Origin of the sequence: Bradyrhizobium jicamae (genome assembly GCF_018130215.1) — a bacterium.
Lineage (GTDB): Bacteria > Pseudomonadota > Alphaproteobacteria > Rhizobiales > Xanthobacteraceae > Bradyrhizobium > Bradyrhizobium jicamae_A.
The window spans coordinates 57,135-83,968 of record NZ_JAFCKQ010000022.1 but is presented as its reverse complement, the minus strand read 5'-3'; the positions used below and the strand labels follow the sequence as shown (position 1 = coordinate 83,968).

Annotated in this window: 26 protein-coding genes and 1 tRNA gene; 13 read left to right on the top strand and 14 right to left on the bottom strand. The window is 63.5% G+C overall.

The features are described from left to right. Window positions 1–19 precede the first annotated feature (19 nt). From JQ586_RS22895 to JQ586_RS22880, 4 genes are all read right to left on the bottom strand, one after another. Complete coding sequence (locus tag JQ586_RS22895; RefSeq protein ID WP_212396873.1) at window positions 20–1,963, bottom strand: GMC family oxidoreductase; 1,944 nt, start codon at window positions 1,961–1,963, stop codon at window positions 20–22. 11 nt (window positions 1,964–1,974) lie between these two features. Then, window positions 1,975–2,718: a hypothetical protein gene (locus JQ586_RS22890; protein ID WP_212396872.1), complete on the bottom strand. Its 744-nt coding sequence runs from the start codon at window positions 2,716–2,718 to the stop codon at window positions 1,975–1,977. A 63-nt stretch (window positions 2,719–2,781) separates the two neighbouring features. Further along, on the bottom strand, window positions 2,782–4,365 hold the full coding sequence (locus JQ586_RS22885; protein ID WP_212396871.1) for a hypothetical protein: 1,584 nt from the start codon (window positions 4,363–4,365) through the stop codon (window positions 2,782–2,784). Between the two features lie 62 nt (window positions 4,366–4,427). Then, window positions 4,428–5,648: a metallophosphoesterase gene (locus JQ586_RS22880; protein ID WP_212396870.1), complete on the bottom strand. Its 1,221-nt coding sequence runs from the start codon at window positions 5,646–5,648 to the stop codon at window positions 4,428–4,430. Window positions 5,649–6,000: 352 nt separating this feature from the next. On the opposite strand from JQ586_RS22880, the gene JQ586_RS22875 reads away from it, so the two are divergent. Further along, the gene (locus JQ586_RS22875) at window positions 6,001–7,512 is read left to right on the top strand and encodes an ATP-binding protein (RefSeq protein ID WP_212396869.1); all 1,512 of its coding nucleotides are present in this window, start codon (window positions 6,001–6,003) and stop codon (window positions 7,510–7,512) included. Window positions 7,513–7,559: 47 nt separating this feature from the next. Here JQ586_RS22875 and JQ586_RS22870 read toward each other — a convergent pair whose 3' ends face one another. Continuing rightward, the gene (locus JQ586_RS22870; RefSeq protein ID WP_212396868.1) at window positions 7,560–8,210 is read right to left on the bottom strand and encodes a GntR family transcriptional regulator; all 651 of its coding nucleotides are present in this window, start codon (window positions 8,208–8,210) and stop codon (window positions 7,560–7,562) included. A gap of 116 nt (window positions 8,211–8,326) precedes the next feature. Between JQ586_RS22870 and JQ586_RS22865 the strand changes: the two genes are divergently transcribed. From JQ586_RS22865 to JQ586_RS22855, 3 genes are all read left to right on the top strand, one after another. Then, entirely contained in the window at window positions 8,327–9,571 is a 1,245-nt protein-coding gene (locus tag JQ586_RS22865; protein WP_212396867.1) for an OpgC domain-containing protein, read from the top strand. A gap of 157 nt (window positions 9,572–9,728) precedes the next feature. Further along, entirely contained in the window at window positions 9,729–10,898 is a 1,170-nt protein-coding gene (locus JQ586_RS22860) for an OpgC domain-containing protein (RefSeq protein ID WP_212396866.1), read from the top strand. 338 nt (window positions 10,899–11,236) lie between these two features. After that, entirely contained in the window at window positions 11,237–12,808 is a 1,572-nt protein-coding gene (locus JQ586_RS22855) for a hypothetical protein (protein ID WP_212396865.1), read from the top strand. A gap of 12 nt (window positions 12,809–12,820) precedes the next feature. Here JQ586_RS22855 and JQ586_RS22850 read toward each other — a convergent pair. Then, a tRNA-Gly gene (locus JQ586_RS22850) sits at window positions 12,821–12,894 on the bottom strand. 539 nt (window positions 12,895–13,433) lie between these two features. On the opposite strand from JQ586_RS22850, the gene JQ586_RS22845 reads away from it, so the two are divergent. Continuing rightward, window positions 13,434–13,820 carry a YciI family protein gene (locus JQ586_RS22845; protein ID WP_212396864.1) on the top strand — a complete coding sequence of 129 codons (387 nt, stop codon included), beginning with the start codon at window positions 13,434–13,436 and terminating at the stop codon, window positions 13,818–13,820. A 53-nt stretch (window positions 13,821–13,873) separates the two neighbouring features. Here the strand turns inward: JQ586_RS22845 and JQ586_RS22840 are convergent, their stop codons facing one another. Beyond that, entirely contained in the window at window positions 13,874–14,677 is an 804-nt protein-coding gene (locus JQ586_RS22840) for a lytic transglycosylase domain-containing protein (protein ID WP_212396863.1), read from the bottom strand. A 240-nt stretch (window positions 14,678–14,917) separates the two neighbouring features. Here JQ586_RS22840 and JQ586_RS22835 point away from each other — a divergent pair, with 240 nt between their 5' ends. The 3 genes from JQ586_RS22835 to JQ586_RS22825 all read left to right on the top strand — a co-directional run bounded on the left by JQ586_RS22835 (window position 14,918) and on the right by JQ586_RS22825 (window position 16,963). Continuing rightward, window positions 14,918–15,259, top strand: a complete 342-nt coding sequence (locus JQ586_RS22835; protein ID WP_212396862.1) for a MerR family transcriptional regulator — start codon at window positions 14,918–14,920, stop codon at window positions 15,257–15,259. Between the two features lie 28 nt (window positions 15,260–15,287). Then, the gene (locus JQ586_RS22830) at window positions 15,288–15,674 is read left to right on the top strand and encodes a VOC family protein (protein ID WP_212396861.1); all 387 of its coding nucleotides are present in this window, start codon (window positions 15,288–15,290) and stop codon (window positions 15,672–15,674) included. A 143-nt stretch (window positions 15,675–15,817) separates the two neighbouring features. Then, complete coding sequence (locus JQ586_RS22825) at window positions 15,818–16,963, top strand: L-dopachrome tautomerase-related protein (RefSeq protein ID WP_212396860.1); 1,146 nt, start codon at window positions 15,818–15,820, stop codon at window positions 16,961–16,963. Here the strand turns inward: JQ586_RS22825 and JQ586_RS22820 are convergent. Next, the gene (locus tag JQ586_RS22820; RefSeq protein WP_249147972.1) at window positions 16,951–17,283 is read right to left on the bottom strand and encodes a hypothetical protein; all 333 of its coding nucleotides are present in this window, start codon (window positions 17,281–17,283) and stop codon (window positions 16,951–16,953) included. The genes JQ586_RS22825 and JQ586_RS22820 overlap by 13 nt on opposite strands. A 191-nt stretch (window positions 17,284–17,474) precedes the next feature. Here JQ586_RS22820 and JQ586_RS22815 point away from each other — a divergent pair, with 191 nt between their 5' ends. Next, window positions 17,475–17,861 (top strand): NUDIX hydrolase, encoded by a 387-nt coding sequence (locus tag JQ586_RS22815; RefSeq protein ID WP_212396859.1) that lies wholly within the window; start codon window positions 17,475–17,477, stop codon window positions 17,859–17,861. Window positions 17,862–17,887: 26 nt separating this feature from the next. Here the strand turns inward: JQ586_RS22815 and JQ586_RS22810 are convergent, their stop codons facing one another. From JQ586_RS22810 to JQ586_RS22800, 3 genes are read right to left on the bottom strand one after another with little or no spacing between them, the layout of a single operon-like run. Next, window positions 17,888–19,132, bottom strand: a complete 1,245-nt coding sequence (locus JQ586_RS22810) for an amidohydrolase family protein (RefSeq protein WP_212396858.1) — start codon at window positions 19,130–19,132, stop codon at window positions 17,888–17,890. 18 nt (window positions 19,133–19,150) lie between these two features. Beyond that, window positions 19,151–19,657: a GAF domain-containing protein gene (locus tag JQ586_RS22805; RefSeq protein ID WP_212396857.1), complete on the bottom strand. Its 507-nt coding sequence runs from the start codon at window positions 19,655–19,657 to the stop codon at window positions 19,151–19,153. Then, complete coding sequence (locus JQ586_RS22800) at window positions 19,654–21,012, bottom strand: MFS transporter (protein ID WP_212396856.1); 1,359 nt, start codon at window positions 21,010–21,012, stop codon at window positions 19,654–19,656. The genes JQ586_RS22805 and JQ586_RS22800 overlap by 4 nt, the downstream gene beginning before the upstream one ends. A 90-nt stretch (window positions 21,013–21,102) precedes the next feature. Between JQ586_RS22800 and JQ586_RS22795 the strand changes: the two genes are divergently transcribed. Further along, on the top strand, window positions 21,103–22,029 hold the full coding sequence (locus JQ586_RS22795) for a LysR family transcriptional regulator (RefSeq protein ID WP_212396855.1): 927 nt from the start codon (window positions 21,103–21,105) through the stop codon (window positions 22,027–22,029). Between the two features lie 71 nt (window positions 22,030–22,100). On the opposite strand, the gene JQ586_RS22790 is transcribed toward JQ586_RS22795, so the two are convergent. Further along, the gene (locus JQ586_RS22790; RefSeq protein ID WP_212396854.1) at window positions 22,101–22,667 is read right to left on the bottom strand and encodes a MarR family winged helix-turn-helix transcriptional regulator; all 567 of its coding nucleotides are present in this window, start codon (window positions 22,665–22,667) and stop codon (window positions 22,101–22,103) included. Between the two features lie 410 nt (window positions 22,668–23,077). Between JQ586_RS22790 and JQ586_RS22785 the strand changes: the two genes are divergently transcribed. Further along, complete coding sequence (locus JQ586_RS22785) at window positions 23,078–24,943, top strand: tannase/feruloyl esterase family alpha/beta hydrolase (protein ID WP_212396853.1); 1,866 nt, start codon at window positions 23,078–23,080, stop codon at window positions 24,941–24,943. A 166-nt stretch (window positions 24,944–25,109) separates the two neighbouring features. After that, window positions 25,110–25,535 carry a hypothetical protein gene (locus JQ586_RS22780; protein ID WP_212396852.1) on the top strand — a complete coding sequence of 142 codons (426 nt, stop codon included), beginning with the start codon at window positions 25,110–25,112 and terminating at the stop codon, window positions 25,533–25,535. A 5-nt stretch (window positions 25,536–25,540) separates the two neighbouring features. Here the strand turns inward: JQ586_RS22780 and JQ586_RS22775 are convergent, their stop codons facing one another. Beyond that, entirely contained in the window at window positions 25,541–25,993 is a 453-nt protein-coding gene (locus JQ586_RS22775) for a universal stress protein (RefSeq protein ID WP_212396851.1), read from the bottom strand. Between the two features lie 126 nt (window positions 25,994–26,119). On the opposite strand from JQ586_RS22775, the gene JQ586_RS22770 reads away from it, so the two are divergent. Beyond that, window positions 26,120–26,518 carry a hypothetical protein gene (locus JQ586_RS22770; protein ID WP_249147968.1) on the top strand — a complete coding sequence of 133 codons (399 nt, stop codon included), beginning with the start codon at window positions 26,120–26,122 and terminating at the stop codon, window positions 26,516–26,518. Window positions 26,519–26,555: 37 nt separating this feature from the next. Here the strand turns inward: JQ586_RS22770 and JQ586_RS40595 are convergent, their stop codons facing one another. After that, a complete protein-coding gene (locus JQ586_RS40595) occupies window positions 26,556–26,831 on the bottom strand; it encodes a hypothetical protein (protein ID WP_249147979.1) in 276 nt (91 codons plus the stop codon). Window positions 26,832–26,834 lie beyond the last annotated feature (3 nt).

Below are 26,834 nucleotides of genomic sequence, written 5' to 3'. Positions count from 1 at the left end.
CAGCGTCCACAGCGTCGCGTCATCCCTGCGTCTTGAGGTCGCCGGCGATACTGTCGGCCGTCCGCATCGCCAGCGCGGAGATCGTGAGCGTCGGATTGGCCGTGCCGCCGGTCGGGAACGTGCCGCTTCCGACCAGATAGAGGTTGTTGTGGTCATGCGAACGCTGGAATGAATCGACGACGGATGTCTGCCAGTCATCGCCCATGCGGTAGGTGCCCATGATGTGACCTGCACCGCCATAGGTCAGTGTCACCTTTTCTCCGTCGATCATCTCATCGAAGGCGGCGGGGTCGCCCGCAGCGGTCTCGGTGAAGTCCTGGGCACCCAGCTTCCGGAACATCAGTTCCTTCATGCGATAGGCGGCGACGATGCCTTGCTTTGTGTAGTGGGAAATGTCGTAGGACACCTCCGGGCGTGGAAGCTTCAGTCCGTCGAAGACGGTTTTCGACACCGTCACCTTGTTTCTCGCCTCCGGCGTCTGCTCGACCAGGAATCCGATCCTGAACTGGCGCGTCATCAGATCGTTGAGCTTCTGGGCGAGGCCGGCGCCGAACAGAGCGTCATTATTCTGGGGGAGTTGGGTGAACTGGCGCTGGTTGAGGCCGCTGGAGTTCATGCCGTTGACGAAATCGACTGTTGTCACCAGGGGGTCGGCACCGAATGCACCGCCGGCGATCACGTAGTTCCAGCCTTCATTGCCGATGTCGACGCGGAACGCGGCGCGCCTGGCGCGGAACGGACCGTCGCAGAGATCGCCGATACCCGACGTGATGAGCGGACCACGATAGGGGAACACCGGCTTCGCGGTCATAGGCAGCAAGCCCCAGGCGACGTAATAGGGGTGATCCATCAGGTTGCAACCAACCTGGCCGCTTCGGTTGCTCACGCCCTTCTCGGTGCGGCCCTTGTTGTTCGACATCAGAAGCAGTCGCGGCGTTTCGATGGCGTTGGCCGCGATGACATAGACCTTTGCCTTGACACATCCCTCCCCGGTGCGCGGCCCGGCCTCCTTTTCATATTTAATGAAGTTGATCTGGCTGACGCGACCGACCGGCCCGTCCTCGACAACGATCTCGCTGGCGACCGCGTGGTCGATCAGTTGTGCGCCGCGGTTGGTCGCCTCGTTCAGCGTGATGGTCGGGTCGTATTTCGCCTGGATCGGACAGATCGGAATGCAATTTGTGTTGCCGGCGCAGGCCCGCCGATTGCGATACGGTTGGGAATTGCGCGCCGCCGGCAGGCTTCGCACCTTGATCTCGTTCACGGGCTTTCCCATGCCGAGAAACCTGGTGTCGTCGTCGGTCAGTTGCGTCAGCGCCGCGCCGATCCGCTGGTCGAGCAGCGAGGGCGGAATGCGTGGCATCGGGTAGCTGTAGTCCTTGGAAAAGCTGACGCCCAGAAAGCTTTGCTCCTTCACGTCGGCAGAGACGCCGAGCTCGGCCTCGGCCCTCGCATAATAGGGGCTCAGCTTTTCGGCGCTGATGGCATTGGGCCAATCGGGCAGAGGAAAGTCCTTCTGGTTCTTCCCGTAGTTCGACTTGGAGCGGAAATCGCCCGGCACCAGCCGCAGCGAGGTGCCTAGCCAATGCGCCGTGCCGCCCGCGACACGCTCATATGTGCTGGGAAACGGTGCCGGTCCCTTCTGGACGAGGTAGCTTTGATCGGGCTTCTTCCACCTGTCGGGCAACAGACTGAGGACGGTCGGCCTGCCCGCCGCCACGTCCTTGGGATTGATCATGTTGCCTTTCGAATCCACGAAGTCCGGCGGATATGCACTCTCCGGCACCTTGGCGTCGGCCTTGTAGAAACGCGACAAGTATCCGTTGATGTTCGGCGGAACGCCCGCGCCCGCCTCGAGAATCACGACGCTGATGCCTTTCTGGCTCAGCTCATTGGCGATGATTGCCCCGGCGAAGCCGGAACCGACGATCGCGACATCGCATTTGATGCAGTTACCGGCCATGGCGCGCTCCGTCAGGGAATTGTCGACGTGATCAGGCCGATATTGGACCGATCGCCTGAATCATTCGGATCGTTTGGATCGCGCGACCAGTAGCCAAACTGCAGATTGCTGTAGCCCATCGGATGGGCCTGGGCGATCTGCCAGATCAACCCCTGTGTGTAGGCTTTTGCCGAAACCACCTGAGAGCCGATGAAGGCCCGCTTTCCAGCCTGATCTCCCGGTGGCGTCACATTGCTCTTGAGGTCGGCCGGCTCGTACCAGGAGCCGAGATACCAGAGCAGCACGATGCTGCGCGCGAGGAATTTCGAGTTGTCATCGCTCTTGTTCACTGCGGCGGCGATGTCCGTCGCCGAATTGCGATGATCCCTGGCGATCTGCAGCAGATTGCCGAATGACGAGGTCTTGTCTGCCGCGACGATGAACCTGAAATAGTCGTCCTTGATGTTGAAGGGGTCGATTGTCGGCCTCTGATCCAGGATGTCGCTGGAGCCAACCATCGTGAACTCGGGTGCCAGCGTGGCTATGTGGACGCCGGTGAGCGCCGCAGACAGCACCAGGAACGCCATCATGTCCCTTGGCGATTTCGCGTCGGGCGCATCCGCATAGGCCGATCCGGCAATCGGCAGAACGGTTGCTACCGCCGTGGTCGCAACCGAAGCGGCAAGCAGCGAACGACGAGACAGGTCTCCGGCTTGATCCGGCGGCGTTCCCGCTGCTGCGACATCCCTGCTGCGATGATGCGGTGATGATGCCATGGCCGCCCTCAGCTCCTGCGATAGACCAAATCAAGACGATGCCGGATGTGCGCGAGATCGCGTCTACTGCGCCTTCTCCAGCATGAACGTGAAATCCGACTGGTTGAGATGGATCGCGCCGGGTTTCGGGTTCGACGGACGCTTCTGGAAGCTCACCGCGTTGCCGTGGCAGGCGATGCAACTCGACGACGCCAGCGGCACCTCTCCCTGGCTGTAGGTCTCCAGCGTCGAATTCGCCATGAACGTCGGCGCCGGCGAGCACGTCATGTCCGGCTGCTTGACAAAGTCGGTCGCGGGCGTGGGTGCCTCGAAGCTGAGCGAATGCAGCGATGTGCAGGCGAACGTGCTCGGCCATTGGGTGTTGACGAGCATGTAGTGTTCCCAGACGGTCCCCTTCAGCATGCTCTGGAAGATCGTGTTCATGTTCCGCGTTGCCGGCTCGAGCGGCGTCTCGCGGACGATCTGGCTCTTGAATGAATTGTCCTTGCGGAAGCTCAGCCTGAGCGCGGGATCCGGATCCCAGGGGCGCGGCGGCGTCGCGTTCTCGTCGGCACACCTGCCCTTGCAGCTCGTGCTGAAGAAGCTGTAGGGGCCGTTGAAGCGGCCGGCTGAGACCTCGCCCCTGTCGGGCACGTTCTTGACATGCTCGAACGAGGTCCAGATCCACTGCGGACGGGCGATGGTCTTGTGAACGGCATGGAACCCGATCAGCCCAAGGGTCTCCGGCAGGCATGGCCGCTTCGCCTTGGGATCGCCCGGCGGCATCAGGACGAGCGCCTCCACCATATGGAAGTTGCCGGCCCTGATCTCCTCGGGCACCAGGATCTTCCAGGATACCTTGAGCATGAAGGCGCCGAGCGTCGGCGGCGCATTCGCGCCCGGCGGTTGGTCGTTGCCGGGCGGGAAGTCCACCAGCAGGTCGGAATTCGCCGCTTGTCCGGCCTTGCTGTAGAGATGGTTGGTGTTGATGTAGTCGAACATTTCCCGATTCATCAGGATGTCGAAGATCGCGTAACGACCATGCTGATCGATCAACGGACCGGTCTTGAACGGCTCGTTGAAACTCTCCTCGATCATCTTCACGATCATCCGGTCGGGCATCTCCTTGTGCGCCGCCTGGCATTCCGCAGGCATCAACCGCTCGCGCTCGGCGGCAATGGCGGCTTTGTCGGCCGGCCATTTCGGCGGCTGCATCTTGACCGGCAACATCACGTCAAGCAGTTGCTTGAAGTTGCCCATGTCTTCCCACTGGGTGCGTGCCCTGGCGGATGCACCTTCGATGGGATCGCCACTGGCGGGTGAATTCAGTGCGATGAAGGTTCGCCAGGAGTAGAAGTCGAAGGCGCGCTGCAGGTTCTCGAGCCCCTCCTTCTCCTTGCCGATCGATGGATTGGCGTGGTCCTGACAAGGCAGGCCTGAATGCAGGATCAACTTCCTGACGTCGTCCGCGATCGGAAGCAGGCCCGACGGGAATGCGCCGGTCAGCGAGACCGCAAACGGATCCGGCTGGAACGGGTCGGGCTTCGCCGCGGGAACGCAGCCGAGCCCCGGCGACTTGGCTTGAGCCGCCCTTGCCGGCGACGCCGGCGGACCGACGATCAGGCCAACGGCCACAAGACCAACGGCAAATATCCGGCTGTAGCGCATCGGTATCTCCCTACAATCGAGAGACGGCCATGGCCCGTGAACCACCGGGCCCGGCCCGGCATTCACAAGTCGATCTCAACACTATCGTAGGGTGCGAGCACCTGATTCCCGGGATTTGTTGCGGGATCGGGCACGGCAACGTAGTCGCAGACGATCTTCTTCGTCGTCACGGTGATCCGCAGATAGCCGTGCTGCGAGTCGTTGAAGTTCTCGAGCAACTCCGGCTCGCCGGCGATCTGGATCGGCAGCTTCTTCTGGTTCAGCGCGTCGTGGAAGGAGGGCCCGAGCATGTGCAGCTTCTTCTTGTAGCCACCGGCGCCGGCGACGATGAAGGGCACGTTCTTCTTGTCGAGCAGCGGGGCCGAAAAACGCTGATAGTTGTGGACGTGCCCGGTCAGCACCAGGTCGGGCGCGCGCTTGGCCTCCGTGCAGCTCTCGTCCAGCAGCGATTTGAGGCGCGTGCTGCCTGGATGCGGGCCGTAGGCCGAGTAGATCGGATGATGGATGGCGAGGATCACGGGCAGCGATTTCGGCGCGGCCTGCATTTCCGACACGAACCAATGCCGCTGGGTGTCGCTCACCTGCCCGCCTTCGGGGCAGTTGCTGTACATGCCGATCACGGTCACCAGCGGCGTGTTCAGGGTCCAGAACACGTTCGGCTGCGTCATCGTGCGGCGCGGCGCCTCGAGGTTGTCGGGGCTGATCACCGCGGACTGGGCACAGAAATTGCGCACGAAGGCCTGCAAGCTGGTCTCGCCCGTGGTCGGGTTGACGTCGCCGTCATGGTTGCCCGGAATGGCGACGATCGGCGCATTGTAGTTGAGATAGGGCTCGTAGAATTCGGGCCAGTAATTGACGCTCTCGCCGGCGTAGTAGACGACGTCTCCGAGGTGATAGAAGAACGAAGGCCGTTGCGGCGGCTTCATGGTGTTCATGTCGCATTCCATGAAATGCGACACGCCGTCGATATAGGTCGGCGTGGTCACGCCGCCGGTGTCGCCAACCGAATGGAACACCAGCTGCTTGCTCCTGGTGATCTGCTGATAGGTATCCGGATCGATCAGTGACTTCAGGTCCATCCGGAACGGCGGCAATCCGGTCGCCGGCGGCAAATCGCGCCACGGCTGGTTCTGATCCGCATCCTGCACCGTGTGGAAGCCCGGCGGATTCTTGTCCGGTGCAAATGAATGCCCATGCCGCGACTTCGGCATGCTCTTGTGGTGCGCCGCAAGCCCTTCCCTGGTGAGAACCGTGCGGCCTTCCGCTTGGGGACGCCTTGCCATGATCGGCCTCCGCTCTGAAATGAATACGGATCAAAATGCGCCGGCAAAAAGCGAAATCGGAAAATGTTCAAATGGAGCCGACGGAGGAATGATTGCACGTCGTCGGCAAGAATGCAACCTTAGGTTTTTGCTCATATTGAGCCTAAAAAGTCCTCGAATTTTTCTCGCATTTTCATCGTCTATTCCGACAATCCACAGCCTTTTGGTTCGTTGAGATCGCCTGGGATTTTCTTCTTGCCAGAATGCCGTTGCGCAGCTGTACACAAGCGCCGCAATCTGGAAGCGTGAAGCGCTCGACTGGCCGCGATCAGCTTGATAAGCCCCTCGCCTCAGGGAGACTTTGAGTCGAGACATGACCGTTGCGATCGAGATGGGGCATACGACGGCAGGCGGCTCGGCTACCCTCGACCTCGAAGAGCTGCTTGCAACGCGCCTGCTGGTGCAAGGTAATTCGGGGTCAGGCAAATCGCATCTGCTGCGCCGGCTGCTGGAACAGAGCGCTCCCTGGGTGCAGCAAACCATCGTCGACCCGGAAGGCGATTTCGTAACGCTGGCCGAACGCTTCGGTCACCTGGTGATCGATGCCGAGGACCATACCGAGCGGGGCCTGCAGGTCGCCGGCGAGCGAGCGCGCAGCCACCGCGTCTCCACAGTGCTCAATCTCGAGGGGCTCGACGCCGAGAACCAGATGCGGCGGGCGGCCGCCTTTCTCGGCGGGCTTTTCGAGGTAACCCGCGACCACTGGTACCCGATGATCGTGGTGGTCGATGAGGCGCAGATCTTCGCGCCGGCGGTCGCCGGGGAAGTTTCGGATGAGGCACGCAAACTCTCTCTCGGGGCCATGACGAATCTGATGTGCCGTGGACGCAAACGCGGACTTGCGGGCGTCATCGCGACCCAGCGACTGGCAAAGCTTGCCAAGAACGTCGCGGCGGAGGCCTCCAATTTCCTGATGGGCCGAACCTTCCTGGATATCGACATGGCGCGCGCTGCCGACCTCCTGGGCATGGAGCGGCGACAGGCCGATGCCTTCCGGGACCTCGAACGCGGTCAGTTCATGGCGCTGGGCCCTGCCCTCTCCCGCCGTCCGGTCGGCCTGCGCATCGGTCCCACCGAAACCGAGCCGCGCAATGCACCGCCAAGACTGATGCCGCTGCCCGGAGCCACATTGGAGGACGCACGCGCCATCATCCTGGCGGCACCGCCACCCGAAAATATCCGACCCCAGCGCCGGCCGGCGCCGGACCTGCTCGGCCAGCTCATGGCTGCAAAATCGGCCGAACTGGAGATGCGTCCCGAAGCTGAAGAGCAGCCCGTCAGCGCCGAGGAGTTGGCGGAGCGGCGCGAGCGGCTGGATCGCATTCTATGCGCCATCCTTGCGGAGCCCGACGCGGGGTTCCGCGCCCTCGGCGTCCTCTATCAGGAGTTCGTCGTCCGCTGCCGGATCGAGGGCCTCGGTTCGTCCGTTCCGGACCTCGGCGAATTCCGGCGCATGCTGACGCACGCCCGTGCCGGCCTCGCAACCGACATCGCACAGGATGACACGTGGCAGGATGTCTCGGTCCGCGCCGCCATCCTGCCCGATGATATGCAGGGTGTCTTCATGATGATTGCCCGCGCGGCGAAGCAGGGTTGGCCCTGCCCAAGCGATGCAGCGATTGCGCGTGCCTATGGCACACATTCGTTTCGCCGCGCGCGGCGTTTGTTGACCTATATCGAGGAGCAAGGCCTGATCGTCTGCCAGCTTGATGGCGCCGGTCGCCGGATCGTGACGCTCGTCGAACTGGCTTGGGCGACTGCACCGGGCGATCCCAATGCAGAGGAACCGACGGCGGAGAGCGGCCACGGCAGCCCGACTCCGTGATGCGCGATGGCTGCGGAGATCCCGGCACTCGCGGCCTGTAGCGGTGGTCATTCGAGATCGATGGAGGCGACCATGTCGGCGAAGACAGTGCCTCCAACGGCGATATGCGCACGCATCGCCTGCTGTGCTTCAAGTTCGTGTCCCGCTTCGATGGCTGCCAGCACGCGCGCGTGCTCATCGAAGGACGCCGCCAGACGCGCCAGCCGCGACAGACTCTGGTGCCGGAAGAACCGCATGCGAAGACGGGTTTCCGTAACCAGATCGGCCAGGGAGACATTGCGCGCGCCCGCGTAGATGGCCTCGTGAAAAGCGGTATTCAACTTGATGTAGCCCGCCGTGTCGCCGGAGCGCACGGTTGCTGCAGACTCCCGGTGTATTTCACGCAGCGCCGTGCGTTCGACATCGGTCATGCGGCGAGCTGCGAGGCCGGCAGCCTCGGCCTCCAGCGCGGTGAGGATTTCGACCATGCCGATCGCCCGCTGAGGCGTCATGCTCGCGACGACGGCACCCTGGCGGGACTTGAACTTGACGAGCCCCTCATCGGCCAAACGGAGCAGCGCTTCCCGCGCCGGCGTGCGAGACACCCCAAAACGCTTGGCCAGGCCCTGCTCGTCCAGTCTGTCGCCCGGCAGCAGCCGTCCCTCGACGATATCGCTCTCGATCCGTCGGCAGAGTTCATTGGAGACGCGAGCGCGCATACCGGCAATCGCCCTTATGTATGCTTAGGCTAATCTAAAAAATACATATAAATCGTCGACCAAGCAAGGATACTCTCAGTTCCAGTGCCTTTGGTTGAATTCTGCTTGGAAAACCCATGACCTCGTCCGAGGACACTTCCGGGACCAAATGGGCCGCCCTCGGGCCAGACGCTTCCTCGCTGACATCAGCGTCAAAGCCGGCCTTTGCGATTGCCGAAGGTCAGCGGGAATTGCGCCTCGACCTGTTCCGCGGGCTGGCGCTGTGGCTGATCTACATCGACCACGTCTCGCCGGACCGGCTGACCTGGTTCACGGTCCGCAACTATGGCTTCAGCGATGCCGCCGAAATCTTCATCTACATCTCCGGTTTCACGGCAGCGCTGGTCTACGGCAGGGCCACGTTCGAGACCGGCTTTGTGATTGGGACGGCGCGCGTGCTGCGGCGCGTCTGGCAGATCTACACCGCGCATCTCCTGCTGTTCCTGGTCCTGATGGCCGAAATCGCTTACGTCGTGGCAATTTCGGACAAGCCCGCGTTCTACATTGGCGAGATGGAGGTAGCCGACTTTTTCAAGGAGCCGGGCCCGGTGATGATCCAGACGCTGCTGCTGCGATTCCGGCCGCTGAACATGGATGTGCTGCCGCTCTATATCGTGCTGATGGCGTTCCTGCCGCTGGTCTTCCTGCTTGCGCGATTGCACCGCGATCTACCGCTGTTTGCTTCGATCGTGCTCTACGTTCTCACAATCCGGTACGACCTGCACTTGACCACTTATCGGGACGGCTTCTGGTCGTTCAATCCGTGCGGGTGGCAGCTGTTGTTCGTGTTCGGCGCGTGGTGTGCGCTGGGCGGCGGACGGCGATTGTCTCCGATACTGGATTCCCCGCTCGTCTTCTGGCTGGCCGTCACCTATCTGTGTGCGGCGTTTTTCGTGACCCTGACCTGGTACATCCCGGCGCTGGAAAGCTTCATCCCCGGCTGGCTGGCGCGTCTGATCTACCCCATCAACAAGACCGATTTCGATATCCTGAGGTTTGCCCATTTCCTGTCGCTTGCCGTCGTGGCGTTGCGCTTTGTTCCGGGCGGCTGGCGGGGATTGAAGTCGCCCCTGGCACGCCCCCTCATCCTGTGCGGGCAGTATTCGCTGCAGATCTTCGCGCTTGGGGTTGCTCTCTCATTCGCAGGTTACGCCATTCTGACGGAGCTTGATGCCGGCCTGGTGCTGCACGTGATCGTCGGTATCGGTGGAATTCTGGTGATGTGCGGCGCCGCAAGGATTTTCACCTGGTACAAGCGGTCGACGACGGTGCGCGAGCGCGCCAAGCCCGTCGTTTTTGACCTCACGGTGCAGACCCGATGATCGCCTGGTCACATGAAATGGCAGCCGGTCGACGTCGGACCGCGATCCGTTCGATCTTGCACGGCCTGCCCCTATCGCACCGCCGAACGCCGCCGGTTGTCACCGCCGTTTCCGAAACGAAGTTTGAAGGCTTTCTCAAAAGACTGGATTTATCGACATGGCAAACGAGAGCAAGGACCTTTTTGTCGTCGAACGCGACCTGAGGCTGGATTTGCTGCGCGGCCTCGGTCTCTGGATGATCTTCCTCGATCATATCCCTGACGATGTCGTCTCGTGGCTCACGCTGCGCAATTACGGCTTCAGCGATGCGGCCGAGTTCTTCGTCTTCATATCCGGCTACCTGGCGGGCTTCATCTATGTTCCGATCATCGCCGCGGGCCAGTTCATGCCGGCCCTGAAGCGATTGTGGAATCGCGTTTGGCACATGTATGTCGCGCACATCCTGCTTTTCCTGTTCTTCACGGCGCAGATCGCCCGCGTCGCGAGGAAATGGGACAACCCGATGTACAAGGACGAATTCAACGTCGCAAACTTCCTCAATCATCCCGACGAACTGATCGGCAAGGCGCTCACGCTGCAATACAAGCCGGTCGACCTCGACGTGCTGCCGCTCTACATCTGCCTCATTGCGGTCTCGCCGTTCGTGTTGTGGCTAATGCTGCGCCGCCCCAATCTGACCCTGGCGGGCTCGGTCGTGCTCTACCTGTTCGCGCGCTACTTCGGCTGGAATCTGCCATCCTACCCGAAAGGCGCGACCTGGTACTTCAACCCGTTCTGCTGGCAATTGATCTTCTTCGCCGGCGCCTGGTGCGGTTGCGGAGCGGTCAAGCAGATATCCGAGATCCTGAAGTCGCGCATCGTGTTCGGCATCGCGATTGCCTGGATCCTGTTCGCGCTCTTCATCGTCATGGGCTGGCACAGCGAATTTCTCAAATCGCTGGTACCACCATGGCTGAACAAGGCGATCTATCCGATCGACAAGACCGACCTGGACATGCTGCGATTCACGCACTTCTGCGCACTCGCACTGGTCGTCTCGCGTTATCTCGATCACGATTGGGCGGGATTGAAGTCGACGCTGCTGCGCCCACTGGTGCTCTGCGGCCAGCATTCGCTTCCGCTGTTCTGCCTCGGCGTGTTCCTCTCCTTTGGTGCGCACTGGGTCCTGGTGCAGTGGAAGAGCGCGTTCATCGAGCAGTTCGTGGTCAGCTTCGCCGGCTTCGCGATCATGACTGCCGCCGCTTGGCTGCTGGACCGGGCGGAACGGGTGCCAAATCTCTTCGTCGATGTGGAGCAGGCTCCCGGGACGAAGCCGAGCGCGGCCTGATGCGATCCGTTCACCGACCATCGTCGGCGCTCTGATCGACATGAGTGGCGCACCGGATTCGCTCGACGGGGCCTGGCGTGACATTCAGGCTCCCGTCAGGCGATACTGAGACCTGCAGGGCGCGCGCCAGTGCGCCCGCAAATCCGCCGGGTGCCATGGCCCTGGTTCTCCGATTGGTTTCCGAAGAGCTTGCATAGATGACACCCGCCCCGTCACCTCGGACGAAGACGCAACAGGCTCGGAATCGCATTTCCGCCGCGACGAAATCTGACCTGGCGAGACCGGCTTTCCGGTTCCTCCCTTCCGATCCTTGCGATGCGCTCGCTTGCGTGGCGCTTGTGCTGCTCACAGCCGTGGTGCTGGCAACTTGCAAGGACTACGCCATCTCCAACGATGAAGTCGTGCAGCATCATTATGGCGAGTTGATCATCGCGTACTATCGCAGCGGCTTTTCAGCTCGCGACCTGTTCAGCTTCGAGAACCTCTACCTCTATGGCGGACTGTTCGACGTCATCGCCGTGGCGCTCGCCAACGTCATTCCCGTCGATCCGTATGCACTCCGTCACATCCTTTGCGCACTGATCGGGGTAAGCGGGATCGCTGCTGCGGCGGCGACGGCGCGATCGATTGCGGGACCGCGCGCGGGCCTGGGTGCCGCGATCGCGCTTGCGCTCTGCGGGGCGTGGTATGGCGCGATGTTCAATCACACCAAGGATATTCCGTTCGCCTCCGCGATGGCGGGGACCACGCTGTTTCTCGTCCGCATCGGGCGCCGATTGCCGTCGCCCGGCACCGCCGATGTTGCAGCGTTCGGTCTGCTGGCCGGCGCGGCGCTCGGGCTGCGCAGCCTGGGCCTGCTTTCGCTCATCTATCTCGGCTTGACGATCGCGCTCAATCTACCCTGGCGCGAACGCGGCGGACGGCTGCGCTTCGCCGCCCGATCTGCGCTCAAGGCCTTGCCAGCCGTGGCACTGGCCTGGCTCGTGATGGTCCTGGCATGGCCGTGGGCTGCGCTGTCGCTGCTCAATCCAATCCGTGGCCTGCTTGTCTTCTCGGAATTTCATTATCCGATCCGCACCGTTTTCGCGGGGCGCACTTATGAGATGGCCGATGTGCCGCGGATCTATGTTCCGGCCTATCTTTTGATCCGTGTGCCGCTCGTCACGTTGGCCGGCGCCGCGTTAGGATCGATCTCGCTGTTCCGCAGACTGTACGGAGACGATTCGCAGCAGCGACGGCGTGATCTCGCGCTGGTGTTCCTGACAGCGATCATCCCGGTGGCGAGCCAGTTGCTGTTTCGGGGCCCGGCCTTCACCGGGATGCGGCATTTCCTGTTTGTGTTGCCGCCCCTCGCGGTGCTCGCCGGTGTCGGCTTCAGCGCTTTGCTCGATGCGATCGAGGTGCAAGACAGGCGCCTGGCTGCCGGCGTCGTTGCCGTGGTCAGTGGGTTCTTTGTATGGGAGGGCGTCACCCTCGTTCGGCTGCATCCTTACGAGAACCTGTCCTATAACGCGCTCGTCGGAGGTCTGCCCGGCGCATTCCGCCGCTATGACATGGACTATTGGTTCAACAGCATGCCCGAGGCCGTCCGCAAACTCGAGGCATTCGTGCGCGATAGGCCGCCGGTCGACCCGCTACCGTCGCCGCAGATCTTTTCGGTCGCTGTATGCGGCGAGCGTGTGGCATTCGATCACACCGTTACGCTGCCGCAATTGCATTGGGACTTCAGGCACGAATGGAGCGAGTCCGAGTTCTTCATTGCGCCGACACAGATGAATTGTGACCAGGATCTGGACGGCGAGGTCATCGCCACCGTGGAAAGGTTCGGCGTTCCCATCGCCTACGTGAAAGACCGGCGGGCGATCGTGAAACGGCCGTTGGCAACCGTCGCCGGGGCCGAACCGCGATAGCGAAGAAGCAATTGGAGCGGGTGAAGGGAATCGAACCCTCGTATTCAGCTTGGAAGGCTGCTGCTCTACCATTGAGCTACACCCGCGTCGGGCGATCACCTAACACGGCCGGGCGGCGGCCTCAACTGCCCCCGCGGCTTTGGTCCCGGCGGGACTGCCGTGGTCTCCCGGCCCGCGGCCCCGTTCCCTCACACTCCGGGGCGCGGCTGGCCTTAACAGCAGTCGATTCGGCGCCTATATTGATGGTCCCATCAACAAAGAAAGGAGGTGATCCAGTGTCTTGTCTCAAGCGCTGTCACCTCGCTGGGATCGCCCGCTAGGCTTTGACCATTGAGCCTGGCATCGGGGCGCTCTCAGCCCTGGACCAGCGAGACAACAAAACCGGGCGCGACGGGAGTCATCCCGCCGCGCCTTTTGCTTGGGCGATTCGCAGTCGGAAGCCGGAGCCGGCGCGGCCACCAGCGGCTGCTGCCATTCAAGGCCGCTCCACGCGATCATTCCCGGACAGTTTCATTGATCCTCGGGTCGCGACATCAACCGCACAGGATTCGCCAAACGAATTGTCGGACCGGCCGGCGCGCAAACGTCCTTTGGACGGTCACACAGCACACGAGGAGAGCAACTGATGCTTTATGCCATCCTGGCCTATCACGTCGAAGCCGAGGTCAAGTCATGGACCGCGGACGAGGATGCGTCCGTCATGACCGGCCTGCGGGGAGTGCACCGGCGGTTGGCAGGACAGCTCGGCCCCGCCGCACGGCTCGGCGACACCAGGGACGCCCGCACCCTGCGCGGACCCGGCCACGGCATGGTGATCGACGGACCGTTTGCCGAGACCAAGGAGCAGTTGCTCGGCCTCTATGTGATCGATTGCGTTGACGAGGACGCTGCGCTCGAGGCCGCCCGCGACCTGCGCAGCGTCAATCCGACGGCGGTCTATGAGATCCGTCCGATCAGGGTCTATCTGCCTGGCGCACCTTTTCCGGCGACAGAAGGCGCAGGCGACGTGTGAACGGTGTTATCGGCACCGCTCGGAGCCTCGTTCGTTCCGATGGAGCCTGGCACCTACTCGTCGCCGCCGTCGATCTGCCGTCCCATGATGGCGATCGCCTTCTGATAGACCTGCGCGGCGTTCCATGCCTCGATCGCGGCGAAGTTGGGTTCCCCGGGCTGATAGCCAGCGCCTGCCCGCCAGCCATGGGCGCGCAGGAAATTCGCCGTCGAGTTCAGCGCATTGGCGGCAACGTCGAGATTGCCGGTGCCGTAGTTGAGGATGTTCTTCGGCATGAACTGGGTCTGGCCGACCTCGCCATGCATCGAGCCGCGCTGGCCAGCGGAAATGGCGCCTCGATCGATCAGCTTCAGCGCCGCATAGAGCTGGTCCGTGAAGAAGTCCGGACGGCGGCAATCATAGGCAAGGGTTGCGATCGACGACAGCATGTTCTGGTTGCCGCGCTGGCTGCCGAAGCCGGTCTCCATGCCCCAGATCGCGATCAGCGGCCCCGGCGGCACGCCGTAGCGCTGCTGGATCGAGGCGAACAGCGCCGCCTGCGACTGCTTCAGAGAGCGGCCGCGCGACACGATGGTCGAAGCGCCGCGCTTTGCCATGAACGCCCCGAGCGAAAGGCTGAAACTATGCTGGCTGCGGTCGGCGGCGATGGTCGCACTGGCGTAGTTGGTCTGCATCAGCGCGCCAAGCGCGGCCTGGCCGATGCCCTTGGCCCTCGCCTCCTCGGAAAATTCCCGCTTCCAGTTTTCGAAGCCGCCCGGGCCGTTGCCGCATTGCGCCGCATTGGCCTCTGCGCCCGGCGTTGCAACAAGCAGGATCGCAGCGAGTGCCGCCGTCGCAAGCCGTCCGCTTTTGGTCATCCCAAAACTCCTCCGCATGTCCCGGCGCGCGCCGGCTCGTGCCGCTGACGATGGCCACAGGCACATGACCCGGCGATGAACGGCCGGCAGGGTTTCGCGCACGATATGTCGCAACGGCCGGATTCGCCATCCCGCCCGGAGCAGGGCATCGGAGCCATTTGTGTCGAAGCCGCCGCAAGGAGGCGCTTGACATTGACATTAATGAGAGGGTGCTAGGCCGGCCTTCGACAGGAGATCGCGATGAAGATTCAGGAGGCCGCGCGCCATCTCGGCGTCAGTTCCCGCGTCCTCAGGCACTACGAGGCAGCGGGCCTCGTGGTGGCGCGGCGGACCATGAACGGCTATCGAAGCTTTTCCGCCGCCGAGATCGAACGCGCCGCATGGGTGCGGGATTTGATCGCCTCGGGCTTCTCGACCCGCGAGCTGCGCAATCTCCTCACCGCGCTCGAAGACGGGCCGCGACGGGCGCGCGTCAATTGCGCCGCGGTGATGCAGGACAAGCTCGACCAGATCGATCGTGCGATCGCCGCGCTCCGCAGGCGGCGGCGCGCTTTGGCCCGCCGACTGGCCGGATCGGACTGAAGCCACCACGACAAATGAGGACATCGCCATGAAAGTGCTCAATATCCTGGCACGACATTACCTGCCGCTGCACAGTCTGGACGATACCGTCGCGTTTTATGAGGCCCTGATCGGTCAGAAGGCCCGGCTGCGCTTCGACTATCCCGAATATGCGCTGCGGCTCGCCCAGGTCGCCTCGATCCTGTTCATCGCGGGGACCGAGCAAAGCCTCGCGCGCTTCAGGGCCACGCAATTGACTTTCATGGTCGACGACATCGACGCGTTCGCAAGACATCTGCCGAGCGTCGGCGCCACCGTGCTCGAGGCACCGAAGCAGGTGCCGACCGGCCGCAACATGCTGGTGCGGCATCCGGACCAGATGCGCGTCGAATATGTCGAGCACCACGACAAGCATCCGGCAGACGCGCTGCCGTAAGCGCATGTCAGCGCCCTCACGGGCGAACCGCCGATCAACAGCCTGCGATCACCCGGATCGGATGCCTCCCATGACGGAACAGCTGGTTGGGTTGCCAAGTTGTGGACGGGATCCGTCGCACGAACATTGACAGGGAGGTCCCGTTGTCCAGGCCAATGCTGCTGAACGTGATCCTGGTTTGCATCGCCCTGTCTCCGATGGCGGCCCATGGTGAGGGCCCGGCACCTGCAACCAAGATCGGACCAGCCCCCGAAACGGTGAAGGCCTTCCAGGATGACTTCCGCCTCGTCGGCATCGGCGTCTCCGCGAGGGGCCGCGTGTTCGCGACTGCGCCGGCCGGTCGGGTCCGGTCGAGCGACAGCATGGTCGAAGTCAATCCCCGCACCGGCGAGCTGACGCCATATCCCGACGCTGCCTGGAACAAGTTCGACGAGCAGGGCAAGGGCGCTTCGCAGTGGATCTCCGTGCAGGCGCTCTGGGTCGACGGCAAGGATCATCTGTGGGCGCTCGACTCGTCACTGCCCAAAGTGGATCAGGACCGGCTGCCGCCGAAGCTCGTCGAATTCGACCTGTCCAGCAACCGGATCATCCGGCAGTACGACTTCACCGGCGTGGTCTCGCCGAAGGATGCCCTCAACGACGTCAGGATCGATGTCGTGCACAATTTCGCCTATCTGACCAACGCCGGCAACAAGGGCAGCCTGGTCGTGCTCGACCTGAAGACGGGAAACGCGCGGCAGGTGCTGGTTGCGGATCGCTCGACATTCGCCGATCCCAAGCAGCATCTCATGATCGGCAAGGAGGCTGCCCTGCGGCCGGACGGTTCGGTCGTTGCAATCCACGCCGACGGCATCGCGCTGTCGCCCGATTCACAGTGGCTCTATTATCGCCCGCTGACGGACCACAATTATTGGCGCGTTCCGACTGCAGCGTTGCGCGACACACGGCTGTCCGACGCCGAGCTCGCAAAGAAGGTCGAATATCTCGGCAGCTCGGTGCTGAGCGGCGGCCTGATCATGGACAGGAACGGGACGCTCTACGGAGGCGATCTGGAGCAAGGCAGCGTCGTCGCCATTACGCGAACGCCGAGCCATACATTGGCCACCAAGGTCTTCGTTCGCGATCCCTCGAAACTGTCATGGGCGGACGGCTTCGCGATCAGTCAGGGCTATCTCTACATCGCCGACTCCCATCTGTGGGAAGTCGCCTTCAAGAACGACCTGCCGCGCTCGGGGCCGTTCACGATCTTCAGAGTGAGGCTTCCGGAACGCCGCCGTTACGCGCGTTGATGTCTGCTCCGGTCGATCAGCCGCGCCGTCATGCACGTTTGCTGCTGAGCGCGAACAGCTGACGCTTCGCCGGCAGAATCACGACGGGCGCCGCAGCGCGGCGCGGAAACCCTGCTAACGAGGATCGGCTCGCGGTCGCCGAGCATTGCCCGCTCCTCAACGAGGCGGGTCATGACCATCCGCATCTTCAGCAGATCCCCGGCAACGAAGGCGCAATCCTCATCGCGGTTGATCTGCTCCCGCACGATCGCCTCGGCCTCAAGCATGCTGACCCGCAACGCCCTGATTTGCCTGCGAATTTCGCTGATACGGTTGTCCATCGCATTGCCTCCTCACCATGGAGGACGAAAGGAACATAACAAGAACAAAATGTCAATCGAACCCGCGATCCCTATTGCAGCAACCGAAAGCGGCAATCGGTCCCAGCACGAGCCCATTGGAACAACGCCATGGACTTGTCTATTGGAATAGACAAGTTAGAACACATGCGATTCTGTTTGTGAAATTGCGAATGACCAAGTCCTCAAAACTGGTTGCCGCGAAGCGCGGCAAGATCCTTCTGGTGAGACGCCGATCTGACGGGCTGTGGATGTTCCCCGGCGGCCGCAGGCGTGGGCGTGAATCCGGAAAGGATTGCCTGAAACGCGAAATCAAGGAGGAACTGCCGAAACTCAAGCTCGGCAGGCTCAGCCTCTGGAAGGAAGTAACGGCAAGGAACAAGCGCTCGGGGCGCAAGATGAGCGACGCGATCTTCGTTGCCAAGCAGGCCAAGGGCCGTCTGGCGATCGGCGACAAGAAGGAGATCGATCGCGCGGCCTGGCAGAAGCCCCGCGGCATCCGCCTGACGCCGACCTCGCGCTACATTCGCGATCGCCTGTTTCCGCGGAAGGCTCGCTAGTCTAGCGCGTCCGCAGTGCGCGGGAGCTATTCCTCCAGCCGGTCGATCTGGACCTTGCCGGCCTTCATGACCAGCGGAATGCGGTCGCCCTGGCCAAGCAGGCAGGAGACATCACGCAGCGGATTGCCTTCGACCACCAGCATGTCGGCGAACGCATCGGCTGCGATGCGGCCGAGCTTGCCGTCCATGCGCAGCACCTCGGCGCCGACAATGGTCGCACTCGCGATCACCGCCTGCGGACCCAGCACTTCGGCGCGAATGCGGAATTCGTCGCTCTGCAGCCGCTGCGATGGTCCGAGCAGGTCGGTGCCGAAGCCCATCTTCACGCCGGCCTCGCGGTAGATCGACAGCGAGCGCAGTCCGGCATCGCGCACGTCGGCGACCTTGGCGACGCTCGCCGCAGGCAGGCCGTACTTGGCGCCCTCGCTCGCTAGCGCCTCATACGTGACGAGGGTCGGGACCACATAGGCGCCCTGCTCGGCCATCAGCCGCGCGGTCGGCAGGTCGACCAGATTGCCATGCTCGATGGTGCGCACGCCGCAGCGCACCGCGCGCTCGATCGCTTCGGCCGTGTAGGCATGGGCGAGCACATAGGTCTGGCGCGCCCGCGCCTCCGCGACGATGGCGCGAATCTCGTCCTCGGAATAACCATAGGCCCCGATCGGATCGGTCGGCGACGCAACGCCGCCGGACGCCATGATCTTGATCTGGTCGGCGCCCATCTGCAGCTCCTCGCGCACCGCCTTGCGCACCGCATCGACGCCGTCGACGACGCGCGACAGCGCGCCGACCCGCACGCAGCAGGAGCAGGTCGGGTCAGCCAGATAGTCCGAACGCGACCGCCCGTCGCCGTGCCCGCCGGTCTGGCTCAGCGCGCGGCCGGAGACGAACAGCCGCGGACCATCGGTCAGGCCGGTGTCGATCGCCTGCTTGAGCGCGTAGCCCGCGCCGCCGGCGTCGCGCACGGTGGTGAAGCCCCGCTTCAGCATGCCGCGCAGCAGCATGGTGGAGCGCAGCGTCACCAGCACATTCGCCATACGCGCCTGCGCCGCCAGATCGAGCTCGATGGCGACCGCATGCACATGCAGATCAATCAGCCCGGGCATCAGGGTCTTGCCCTTCAGATCGATGGTGCGATCCGCTGACGCGGAGAGCGGCCGGTCGGACACCTCCTTGATCAGATCATTCTCGACGAGCACGTGATGCCCTTCGAGCAGGTCTGGCTGAAGCGGGTCGAGCAGCTTGGCATTCTTGAAGAGTGTCGTAGGCATGGCGATGTCCTGTCTGGGTTAGGACGCCGCCGGCGCAAGCAACGCCGGCAATGCGAGTTGGGCAAACGGGCGGCAGGCGGCGACGTCATCGTCGTCGTACCAGCACGCTTCATGGAGCAGATTGAGCGAGCCGAGCGTGCGTCCGCGCCAGCGCACCGGCATGTTGAGCACGCTCGCGCAACCGAGCGAGGCGATCAGCGCGTGATCGGCGAACACCGCGCTGAGGTCATCGAGCGTGCGGCCGATATAGGGCTCGCCCCGCTCGAGCACGGCCTCGGTCCACGGCCCCGCCGCGAGCCGCTTGCGCCCGCCGGCGGGATAGGACACCGGTAGGTTGGAATACAGCCGCGCAGCATCCGATGTCTCGCCGTCATAGGCCAGGATCGTGAACAGCTTGTGCCCGATCGCAGCGTGCAGCGCGCGATCGAGCGCCGCGAACAGCGCGTCCGGCTGGTTGGCCTCATCGTGCGCGAGCGCGACGTCGACCAGCAGCCGATCGGCCTGCGTATCCTTGCGGGGCCTCATGCGGCTTCGCTCGCGGCGATCTCTTCCAGCGAGCGCCCGCGGGTCGGCACGCCCATCAGCACGACGGTCAGCGCTCCGATCAGCAGCACGGTCGTGGTGACGCCGAATACGCCGGCGAAGCCGAAGTTCGGATAGAGGTAGCCGACCAGGATCGGCGAGACGATTGCGCCGATGCGGCCGATCGCCGACGCAAGCCCGGCCCCCGTGGTGCGGATCGGCGTCGGGAACACCTCGGCGGTGTAGGCATAGACGCCGGCATAGGTGCCGTTCATGAAGAAGGACAGCAGGATGCCTGCGGTCATGATCGCGCTGTCGCTCGAGGCGAAGGCAAGCCCGAGCGCGCTGACGCCGCCGAACAGCATGTAGGTGGCAATGGTGGCCTGCCGGCCGATGCGCTCGTTGAACCAGGCGGCGCTGAAATAGCCGGGCACCTGCGCGCAATACATCGTCAGCGAATAGCCGAAGCTCTTGGTGATGCTCATGCCGTTCTGCACCAGCAGGCCGGGAATCCAGACGAAGAACGAGTAATAGCTGAAGGTGATCGACAGCCACATGATCCAGGTCATGGTGGTGATGCGGGCCTGCCGCCCGGCGAGCAGCGACGCGAAGTTGGCCGCCAGCGTTCCCGCCGGTACCGGGGGCGCGATTGCCTCAGCCACCGGCTGCGGCAGCGCATGGCCCGATCGCGCGAAGCTTGCCTCGATCTTGTCGAGAACCGCTTCGGCCTCCTTCTCGCGCCCCCGGCTCTCCAGCCAGCGCGGCGATTCCGGGAGCGAGCGGCGCCACCACAGCAACATGACGACGGGGATTGCGGTGAGGACCAGAACGACACGCCAGCCATTCTCATAAGCGGGAACGATGAAATAGCCGAGCAAGGCCGCTGCCACGAAGCCGAAGGAGAAGAAGCCGGCCAGCGCGCCCGTAAAGCTGCCGCGGTAGCGCCGCGCCACGAACTCCGCGAGGTAAGGCGCAATGATCGCGCTCTCGGCGCCGGTGCCCATGCCTGCCACCACGCGGGCGGCAAAGAATGAGGGCCAGCTATCCACCGTCGCGCTCACCAGCGATGCAGCGCAGTAGAGTGCGAGCGCCGACATCATCACCGCGCGGCGGCCGATCAGGTCGCCCAGCGTGCCGGCGAGCAAGGCGCCGAACAGGAAGCCAACGAAGGTGCTGCTGCCGAGCACGCCGGTCTGGACCGCCGTGAGATTCCAGGCGGTGCGCACAACCGGCAGGATGAAGGCGATCACGGCCGCATCCATGGCGTCGAACATGTAACCCAGGCCACCCATCAGCAGCAGGTGGATGTGGAAACGCGAGAACGGAAGGCGCTCGATACGCGCCGATATCATCGACATGAAACTCCCCCCTCAATCGAGGGGGATGATAGACAAACTTGCCATTATCCGAATAATTTATAATTGTGATCCCATACATCATCATTGTGAATGTCACTGATGTCGTTCCGCAGGCTTGACCTCAATCTGCTGAAAGTCTTCGAGGCGCTGATGACCGAGGGCAGCGTCACGCGCGCCGCCAACGCGCTCAAGATGACGCAGCCCGCGGTCAGCAACGCGCTGGCGCGGCTGCGCGACGCGCTCGGCGATCCGCTGTTCGTGCGTGCAGGCACCGGCATCCGCCCGACGCAGCGTGCCACGGCATTGTGGGATCCGATCGGCGACGCGCTGGAAAGCGTGCGCGGCGCGCTCGACGAGGTGGTGTTCGATTCGCGGAGAGCGCAGACCGAGTTCAGCCTGTCGATGTCGGACTACGTCGCCTCGCTGGTGATGCCGCGGCTGTTGAACCGGTTCAGCGAGGTGGCGCCGAATGCGCGCATCCGGACCGCGCCCAACACCATCATCGGCATCGCCGACCAACTCGAGGACAACCGGGTCGACTGCGTGCTCTCGGTCTATGTCAACGAGTCGCTGCATCCGGCGCTGATCCGCGCCCGCTCGCTGTGGACGGTCGAATACGCCTGCTTCATGCGGCGCGATCATCCGCTGGCTGCCAGAAAGCGGCTCAGCGTGAAGAGCTTCCTCAGCGCCAAGCATGTCGATGTCAGTCTCGCCGGCCGGACCTTGCCGACCTACGACCAGTTCCTCGCATCGCGCGGGCTGTCGCGCAACCTGGTCGCGATCGTCAATCACTACGGAACGGCCTACGAGACCGTGCGCCAGTCCGACCTGATCGCCGTGCTGCCCCGCGACCTGCGCGGCGAGTCCCGCCATGCGCCGTTCCTGCACGCGATGCCGCTGCCGCTCGAGGCCCCGCCGCGCATCGTCAGCCTGTTCTGGCACCAGCGCAACGATACCGTGCCGGCACAACGCTGGCTGCGCGAAACGCTGGTGGAGTTGTTTGCGAGGATGGAGTGAGGGCATGGGCCACAAACCAGTCATCGCTTCAGGCAACTGGCGACCTCGTCCGCCTTTCCGCGCCCCGACCGTCAGGTCTCCTGCAGGAAGACCGACAGCGCCCGCCGCAATTCGCGGTACGCGTGCGGTCCGATCTTGGCAGCGAGGCGCTTGTCGCTTTCGGCCGCTGCGGGCCTGATGCGGCCGAGCAGCGCCGTGCCCTCGTCGGTCAGATAGAGCACGTAGTAACGCCGGTTGATCGCGGAAGCGGTGCGCCGCACCAGGCCGCGACCCTCCAGGTGATCCACCAGCCTGCCCAATCCGGCCCGCTCGATCGACAGCAGTTGCGCAATCGCAAGCTGATTGACGCCGGGATTGGCATCGATCACGCAGAGGACGGAGAACTGCGCCGGGCTGATGTCAAACGCGGACAATTGCCGGCCGAATTCCCTGAAGACCCAAAGCTGGGCCCGGCGCAGGCTGTAGCCGAGCAGTTGCGATAGGTCGCCGAGGGCGAGCGGTGAGGCCGCCGGCTTTGCCAGCGCCGGCTTATCCGCCTGCGTCGCTCGCGGCTGCTGTCGTGACGATTTCGCCGCGCGGCCTGCGCGGCGCGGCCTGTCGCCGGGCCGCTTCCCGACACCTGCCTTCTTCGGCTCCATCGACGTCAATCTTTCCCAAGCTCGCTTCCCAAGCCCGCAGCCGAGGATCGGGGATTCGAGGGCGCGAGTCCACCGGCGCAGCGCGCAGCCGCAAATGCCACGTCAGGTTGCGTGGCGGCATCCGACTTCGAATCCATGTTGACATGGCAACATGGCTGCGCAAGGATCGCTGGAACCCGCCGCATCACGAGCCGGTCCAGGACAACATCCAAGGGAGATAACGTCCGTGCACCCATCAAGGGTGGACAACGATGAGCGCGTTGTGACGTGCCACGGCGAGATGACATCGTACCCCGTCACAAGCGCGCTGCGGTCAGGCCGGCAGGACGGCCGCGATTCCGCCGGCGGGCTCGGCTGCGCGGACTGCCGCCGGTCCGGCAAGAATTCTTCATCACCAGGGAGGGACTGACATGAAGCGACTATGGTTGGCGTCGACGATCGTTGCAGGCTGGGCGGCACTCGGTGCGCCGGCAACGGGCCAGGCGAGCGAAGGACTGCCGCCGGGCGGCGTCGCGCCGCGTTCGTCCTGCGCCGGCCTCACCGGGCTCACGCTGGCGAACACGCAGATCCTGAGCGCGACGCAGAAGTCGGGCTATTGCAACGTGATCGGCGTGATCAACAAGCGCACCAGCACGCAGGATCCCGATCATTTCACCTACGCCATCGGCTTTGCGCTCAACCTGCCGAATACCTGGCACGGCCGTTTCGAGATGATGGGCGGCGGCGGCACCGACGGCAGCCTGCAAAGCGACCCGCAAGGTTCGGCCGGTATCGAGCTCGGACAAGGTTGGGCGGTCGCGGCCGACGACGGCGGCCATGAGGACAGCGCGAGCAACGCGGTCGGCGGCTATCAGGACGACGACGCGAATGCCGGAGGCTCGGCCCATTTCGCCATCGACGCCCAGGCACGCCGCGACTACGGCTACAACGGCATCGAGAAGACGGCGACGGTCGCAAAGCAGATCATCTCCTCCTATTACGGCCTCGACACCGTCTATTCCTACATCATGGGATGCTCGAACGGCGGCCGCGACGCGATGGTCGCCTCGCAGAAATTTCCCTGGCTGTTCGACGGCGTGATCTCGCAGAACCCCGGCTTCAACCTGCCGCAGGCAGGACTTGCGGAAGCCTGGAACGAGCAGGTGCTGGGCAGGCTCGCCACCACAACTGACGTCAACGGCCAGCCGTTCATCGCGAGCACCTTTCCCGCCCAGGACATGGAGGTGGCCTCAGCCGCGATCCTCAGCGCATGCGATGCGCTCGACGGCCTGGTCGACGGCATCATCGACAACTACCACGCCTGCACCGCCAGGAAGGTTTACCCGGCGCTCGCCAGCTACACCTGCGGCACCGGTTCGCACGGCAGCACGCCGCATGGCGGCAGCTGCCTGACCAGCACCCAGGTCGATGCGCTCAAGAAGATCTACAGCGGGCCCGTCAACTCGAACGGCCAGCGGCTTTATTCGAACTGGTTCTGGGACGCGGGAATCTGGACGCCACCGTCGGCGCCGGGCGCCGGCTGGGGCTTCTGGAACGTCGTCACCGCACCGGTGCCTGGTGTCAACACCGCGATCAACCTGACGCTCGGCGCAGGCGCGATCCCGATGATCTTCCAGACACCTCCCGTCGTCACGCCGGTCAACGGGCCGACCGGCCAGGAAGCCTTCGTGTTCCACTTCAACTTCGATACCGACGCGCCGAAGATCTTCGCCAGCACCCAGGCCTATCCGGAGAGCTCGATGGACTTCATGGCGGCGGTGTCGACCGACCTGCGGCCGTTCAGGCAGCGCGGCGGCAAGCTGATCGTCTCCTCGTCGGTCAATGACGGCATCTTCTCCGGCGCGTCGATCGCCCGCTGGTACCGCAAGATGAGCCAGCGGATGGGCAGTCAGACCGGGGATTTTGCCCGGCTGTTCATGGTGCCGAACATGGCCCATTGCGGAGGCGGTGCGGCCACCACCAGCTTCGCCGGAAACGAACTCGACGCGATCACGAACTGGGTCGAGAAGGGCATCGCACCGGACCGCATCGTCGCGGCGAACACCAACGCGACCTCTCCCTACCCGGCCGGCGCACCGTTTGACCCGCGGGTCGCGGTCAACTTCCCGACCGGCGGCACGCGGCCGCTATGCCCCTATCCGCGCATTCCAGCCTACCAGGGAAGCGGCATGACCAACAACGCGGCCAACTTCGCCTGCGTCGATCCCCAGTTCAAACCGGGCGGCGACCACGACTTCTTCGACGACGACGACGGTCGCGGCAACAACGCACAGTGATTCCTTCACCAGGATGCTGCGCCCCATTGCGGGCGCAGCATCGCCTTTCGAAGGCCACGGACCGCAAGCCGGAGCATGCGACCTGCCGCGCGGAACGAACCCCGGATTGGGTCGTTAGCCCGATTGCATCGCAATCGGGGAAGCAATCACCATGACAGACCCATCAATGCACGCCGACGCACGCCAATGGCGATCGTCAGGACCATGGCTGGTCGTCGCGCTCATAGTCGTCCTCGTCGCCGGCGGCTTCCTTTGGATGGCCTACGGCACCGGAATGCAGTGGGCAGGCTCGCAACAAAAGGCCCAGCTGTCGCCGCCTCCTGCGGACCCGGCGATCGAACAGATCAAGCAGACCCTGGCATCGCTGCAGCAAGCCGTGCAGGGAATTCAGTCCGACCAACAGAAGCTGGCTGACCAGATCAATGGCGTGCAGCGGAACGTTTCCACTCAACGCGGCGACCAAAAGCTGCTGTCGGACCAGTTGGGCTCGCTGAGCGCACGGGTCGACGCGCTGGCGTCGGCCAGGGCGGAGAGCCCCGCGCCACAGCCCGCTCCGTCACCTCAGGAAAGGACCAAGCGCGGCAGGCGATAGCCCACTCAGGCCGCTCGGGCTTCAGCCCGTGACTGGCAAACCAGCACGGGGATCTTCGCCTGCACCAGCACCTTGTTTGTCACGCTGCCGATGAGGAGCATGGAGAGCCCGCTGCGTCCGTGCGATGACATCACGATGAGGTCGCAGCCTCTTTCCTCGGCTGCTTCGATGATGGCCTGATGGGGTGGCCCGCTCTCCACTCGACTTATCTCGCAGGACACGCCGGCCTCTCTGGCTGCATGTGCCGCGCGATCGAGCGCGCTCGTGGCCTCTTGCTTGCGTATCTCGGCATATTTTGCGAGCAGTTCACGGTACTGCCCCCCTACTTCTGAAAGGGGCTCCACGACGAAGATGACTGACGCTTTGGCCCCGAGGGATTTCGCGAGCGCCAACCCGTGCCTCACCCCATGCTCAGCCAGTTCCGACCCATCTGTCGGAATGAGAATATGCCGGTACATGCTTCACCTCACGTTTGTCTGGACGACCTGCCGCTCCTCCCGAATGCAAGCTCGGCGCCTGGAACACCGTCTTGAGCTGGATCAAAATACCACCTGGCGTGCAGCAACCCAGATATCCTTGCACCCTTGATCCAGATCATGGCGGACGTGGAGCCATCGTCGCGAATCATCGTGGTAACGGCTCGACTGCTCCACCTCTTCGACGATGGTGGTTGTGATGCGACTGCCGTCGAGATCTTCCTCTTTGCCGGGAGCACGCTGATGTGGGTGCTGATGTATGTGTTCTCCTACTCGGTTAGCCCGGCCGCCACGAGCGACAAGGCAGAATGGAGACTCCTCCCGACCGTGGTGTTTCAGGAGTTCACCAGCGAGGAGCGATGCAGCAAGGCCAAGGCCACACTTGAAGGCAGTCTGCAAGAGGCAGGAGCCAGGCTGAAAAGCGGCCTGGAAGACTTGAAAGCCGTCGGCAAGGCCGACCCAGCCCAAATCATCATTGCCTACAATGTAGAATGTCTTCCGAAGTAATTCCGGTGATGTGGCCGCACCCCGTCAGCACTTCTCCCTACTGACAGAGGTGTTGGCGGCCATCCTCGCCGTGGAAATACGTGCCGGGCTGACATACAAAGCCCTGACCGTTGGAAGGATAGTGATAGTAGCCGTAAGCCCCGGCCGCAGCCGCTGCTCCAACGGCGGCAGTACCGTACACTGCCCTTCGTGTCTGACGACGGGCAACACCCGCAACACTCACAGGTGTCAAAGGTCGACCGACGCGCGCCTGTGCGCTCTCAACAGAGAGCGACACGCCGCGTTGTTCCGTCCAGCCGGCGGATAGCAGCATGGC

Excerpts from the sequence above, each read along its gene's own strand:
- JQ586_RS22795 (WP_212396855.1), top strand. The coding sequence starts at position 21,103 with ATGTCACTGATGTCGTTCCGCAGGCTTGACCTCAATCTGCTGAAAGTC.
- JQ586_RS22835 (WP_212396862.1), top strand. The coding sequence starts at position 14,918 with ATGAAGATTCAGGAGGCCGCGCGCCATCTCGGCGTCAGTTCCCGCGTC.
- JQ586_RS22895 (WP_212396873.1), bottom strand. The coding sequence starts at position 1,963 with ATGGCCGGTAACTGCATCAAATGCGATGTCGCGATCGTCGGTTCCGGC.
- JQ586_RS22790 (WP_212396854.1), bottom strand. The coding sequence starts at position 22,667 with ATGGAGCCGAAGAAGGCAGGTGTCGGGAAGCGGCCCGGCGACAGGCCG.
- JQ586_RS40595 (WP_249147979.1), bottom strand. The coding sequence starts at position 26,831 with ATGCTGCTATCCGCCGGCTGGACGGAACAACGCGGCGTGTCGCTCTCT.
- JQ586_RS22875 (WP_212396869.1), top strand. The coding sequence starts at position 6,001 with ATGACCGTTGCGATCGAGATGGGGCATACGACGGCAGGCGGCTCGGCT.
- JQ586_RS22885 (WP_212396871.1), bottom strand. The coding sequence starts at position 4,365 with ATGCGCTACAGCCGGATATTTGCCGTTGGTCTTGTGGCCGTTGGCCTG.
- JQ586_RS22820 (WP_249147972.1), bottom strand. The coding sequence starts at position 17,283 with ATGGACAACCGTATCAGCGAAATTCGCAGGCAAATCAGGGCGTTGCGG.
- JQ586_RS22890 (WP_212396872.1), bottom strand. The coding sequence starts at position 2,718 with ATGGCATCATCACCGCATCATCGCAGCAGGGATGTCGCAGCAGCGGGA.
- JQ586_RS22780 (WP_212396852.1), top strand. The coding sequence starts at position 25,110 with ATGCACGCCGACGCACGCCAATGGCGATCGTCAGGACCATGGCTGGTC.
- JQ586_RS22880 (WP_212396870.1), bottom strand. The coding sequence starts at position 5,648 with ATGGCAAGGCGTCCCCAAGCGGAAGGCCGCACGGTTCTCACCAGGGAA.
- JQ586_RS22830 (WP_212396861.1), top strand. The coding sequence starts at position 15,288 with ATGAAAGTGCTCAATATCCTGGCACGACATTACCTGCCGCTGCACAGT.
- JQ586_RS22865 (WP_212396867.1), top strand. The coding sequence starts at position 8,327 with ATGACCTCGTCCGAGGACACTTCCGGGACCAAATGGGCCGCCCTCGGG.
- JQ586_RS22775 (WP_212396851.1), bottom strand. The coding sequence starts at position 25,993 with ATGTACCGGCATATTCTCATTCCGACAGATGGGTCGGAACTGGCTGAG.
- JQ586_RS22870 (WP_212396868.1), bottom strand. The coding sequence starts at position 8,210 with ATGCGCGCTCGCGTCTCCAATGAACTCTGCCGACGGATCGAGAGCGAT.
- JQ586_RS22840 (WP_212396863.1), bottom strand. The coding sequence starts at position 14,677 with ATGACCAAAAGCGGACGGCTTGCGACGGCGGCACTCGCTGCGATCCTG.
- JQ586_RS22800 (WP_212396856.1), bottom strand. The coding sequence starts at position 21,012 with ATGTCGATGATATCGGCGCGTATCGAGCGCCTTCCGTTCTCGCGTTTC.
- JQ586_RS22805 (WP_212396857.1), bottom strand. The coding sequence starts at position 19,657 with ATGAGGCCCCGCAAGGATACGCAGGCCGATCGGCTGCTGGTCGACGTC.
- JQ586_RS22815 (WP_212396859.1), top strand. The coding sequence starts at position 17,475 with ATGACCAAGTCCTCAAAACTGGTTGCCGCGAAGCGCGGCAAGATCCTT.
- JQ586_RS22810 (WP_212396858.1), bottom strand. The coding sequence starts at position 19,132 with ATGCCTACGACACTCTTCAAGAATGCCAAGCTGCTCGACCCGCTTCAG.
- JQ586_RS22845 (WP_212396864.1), top strand. The coding sequence starts at position 13,434 with ATGCTTTATGCCATCCTGGCCTATCACGTCGAAGCCGAGGTCAAGTCA.
- JQ586_RS22860 (WP_212396866.1), top strand. The coding sequence starts at position 9,729 with ATGGCAAACGAGAGCAAGGACCTTTTTGTCGTCGAACGCGACCTGAGG.
- JQ586_RS22785 (WP_212396853.1), top strand. The coding sequence starts at position 23,078 with ATGAAGCGACTATGGTTGGCGTCGACGATCGTTGCAGGCTGGGCGGCA.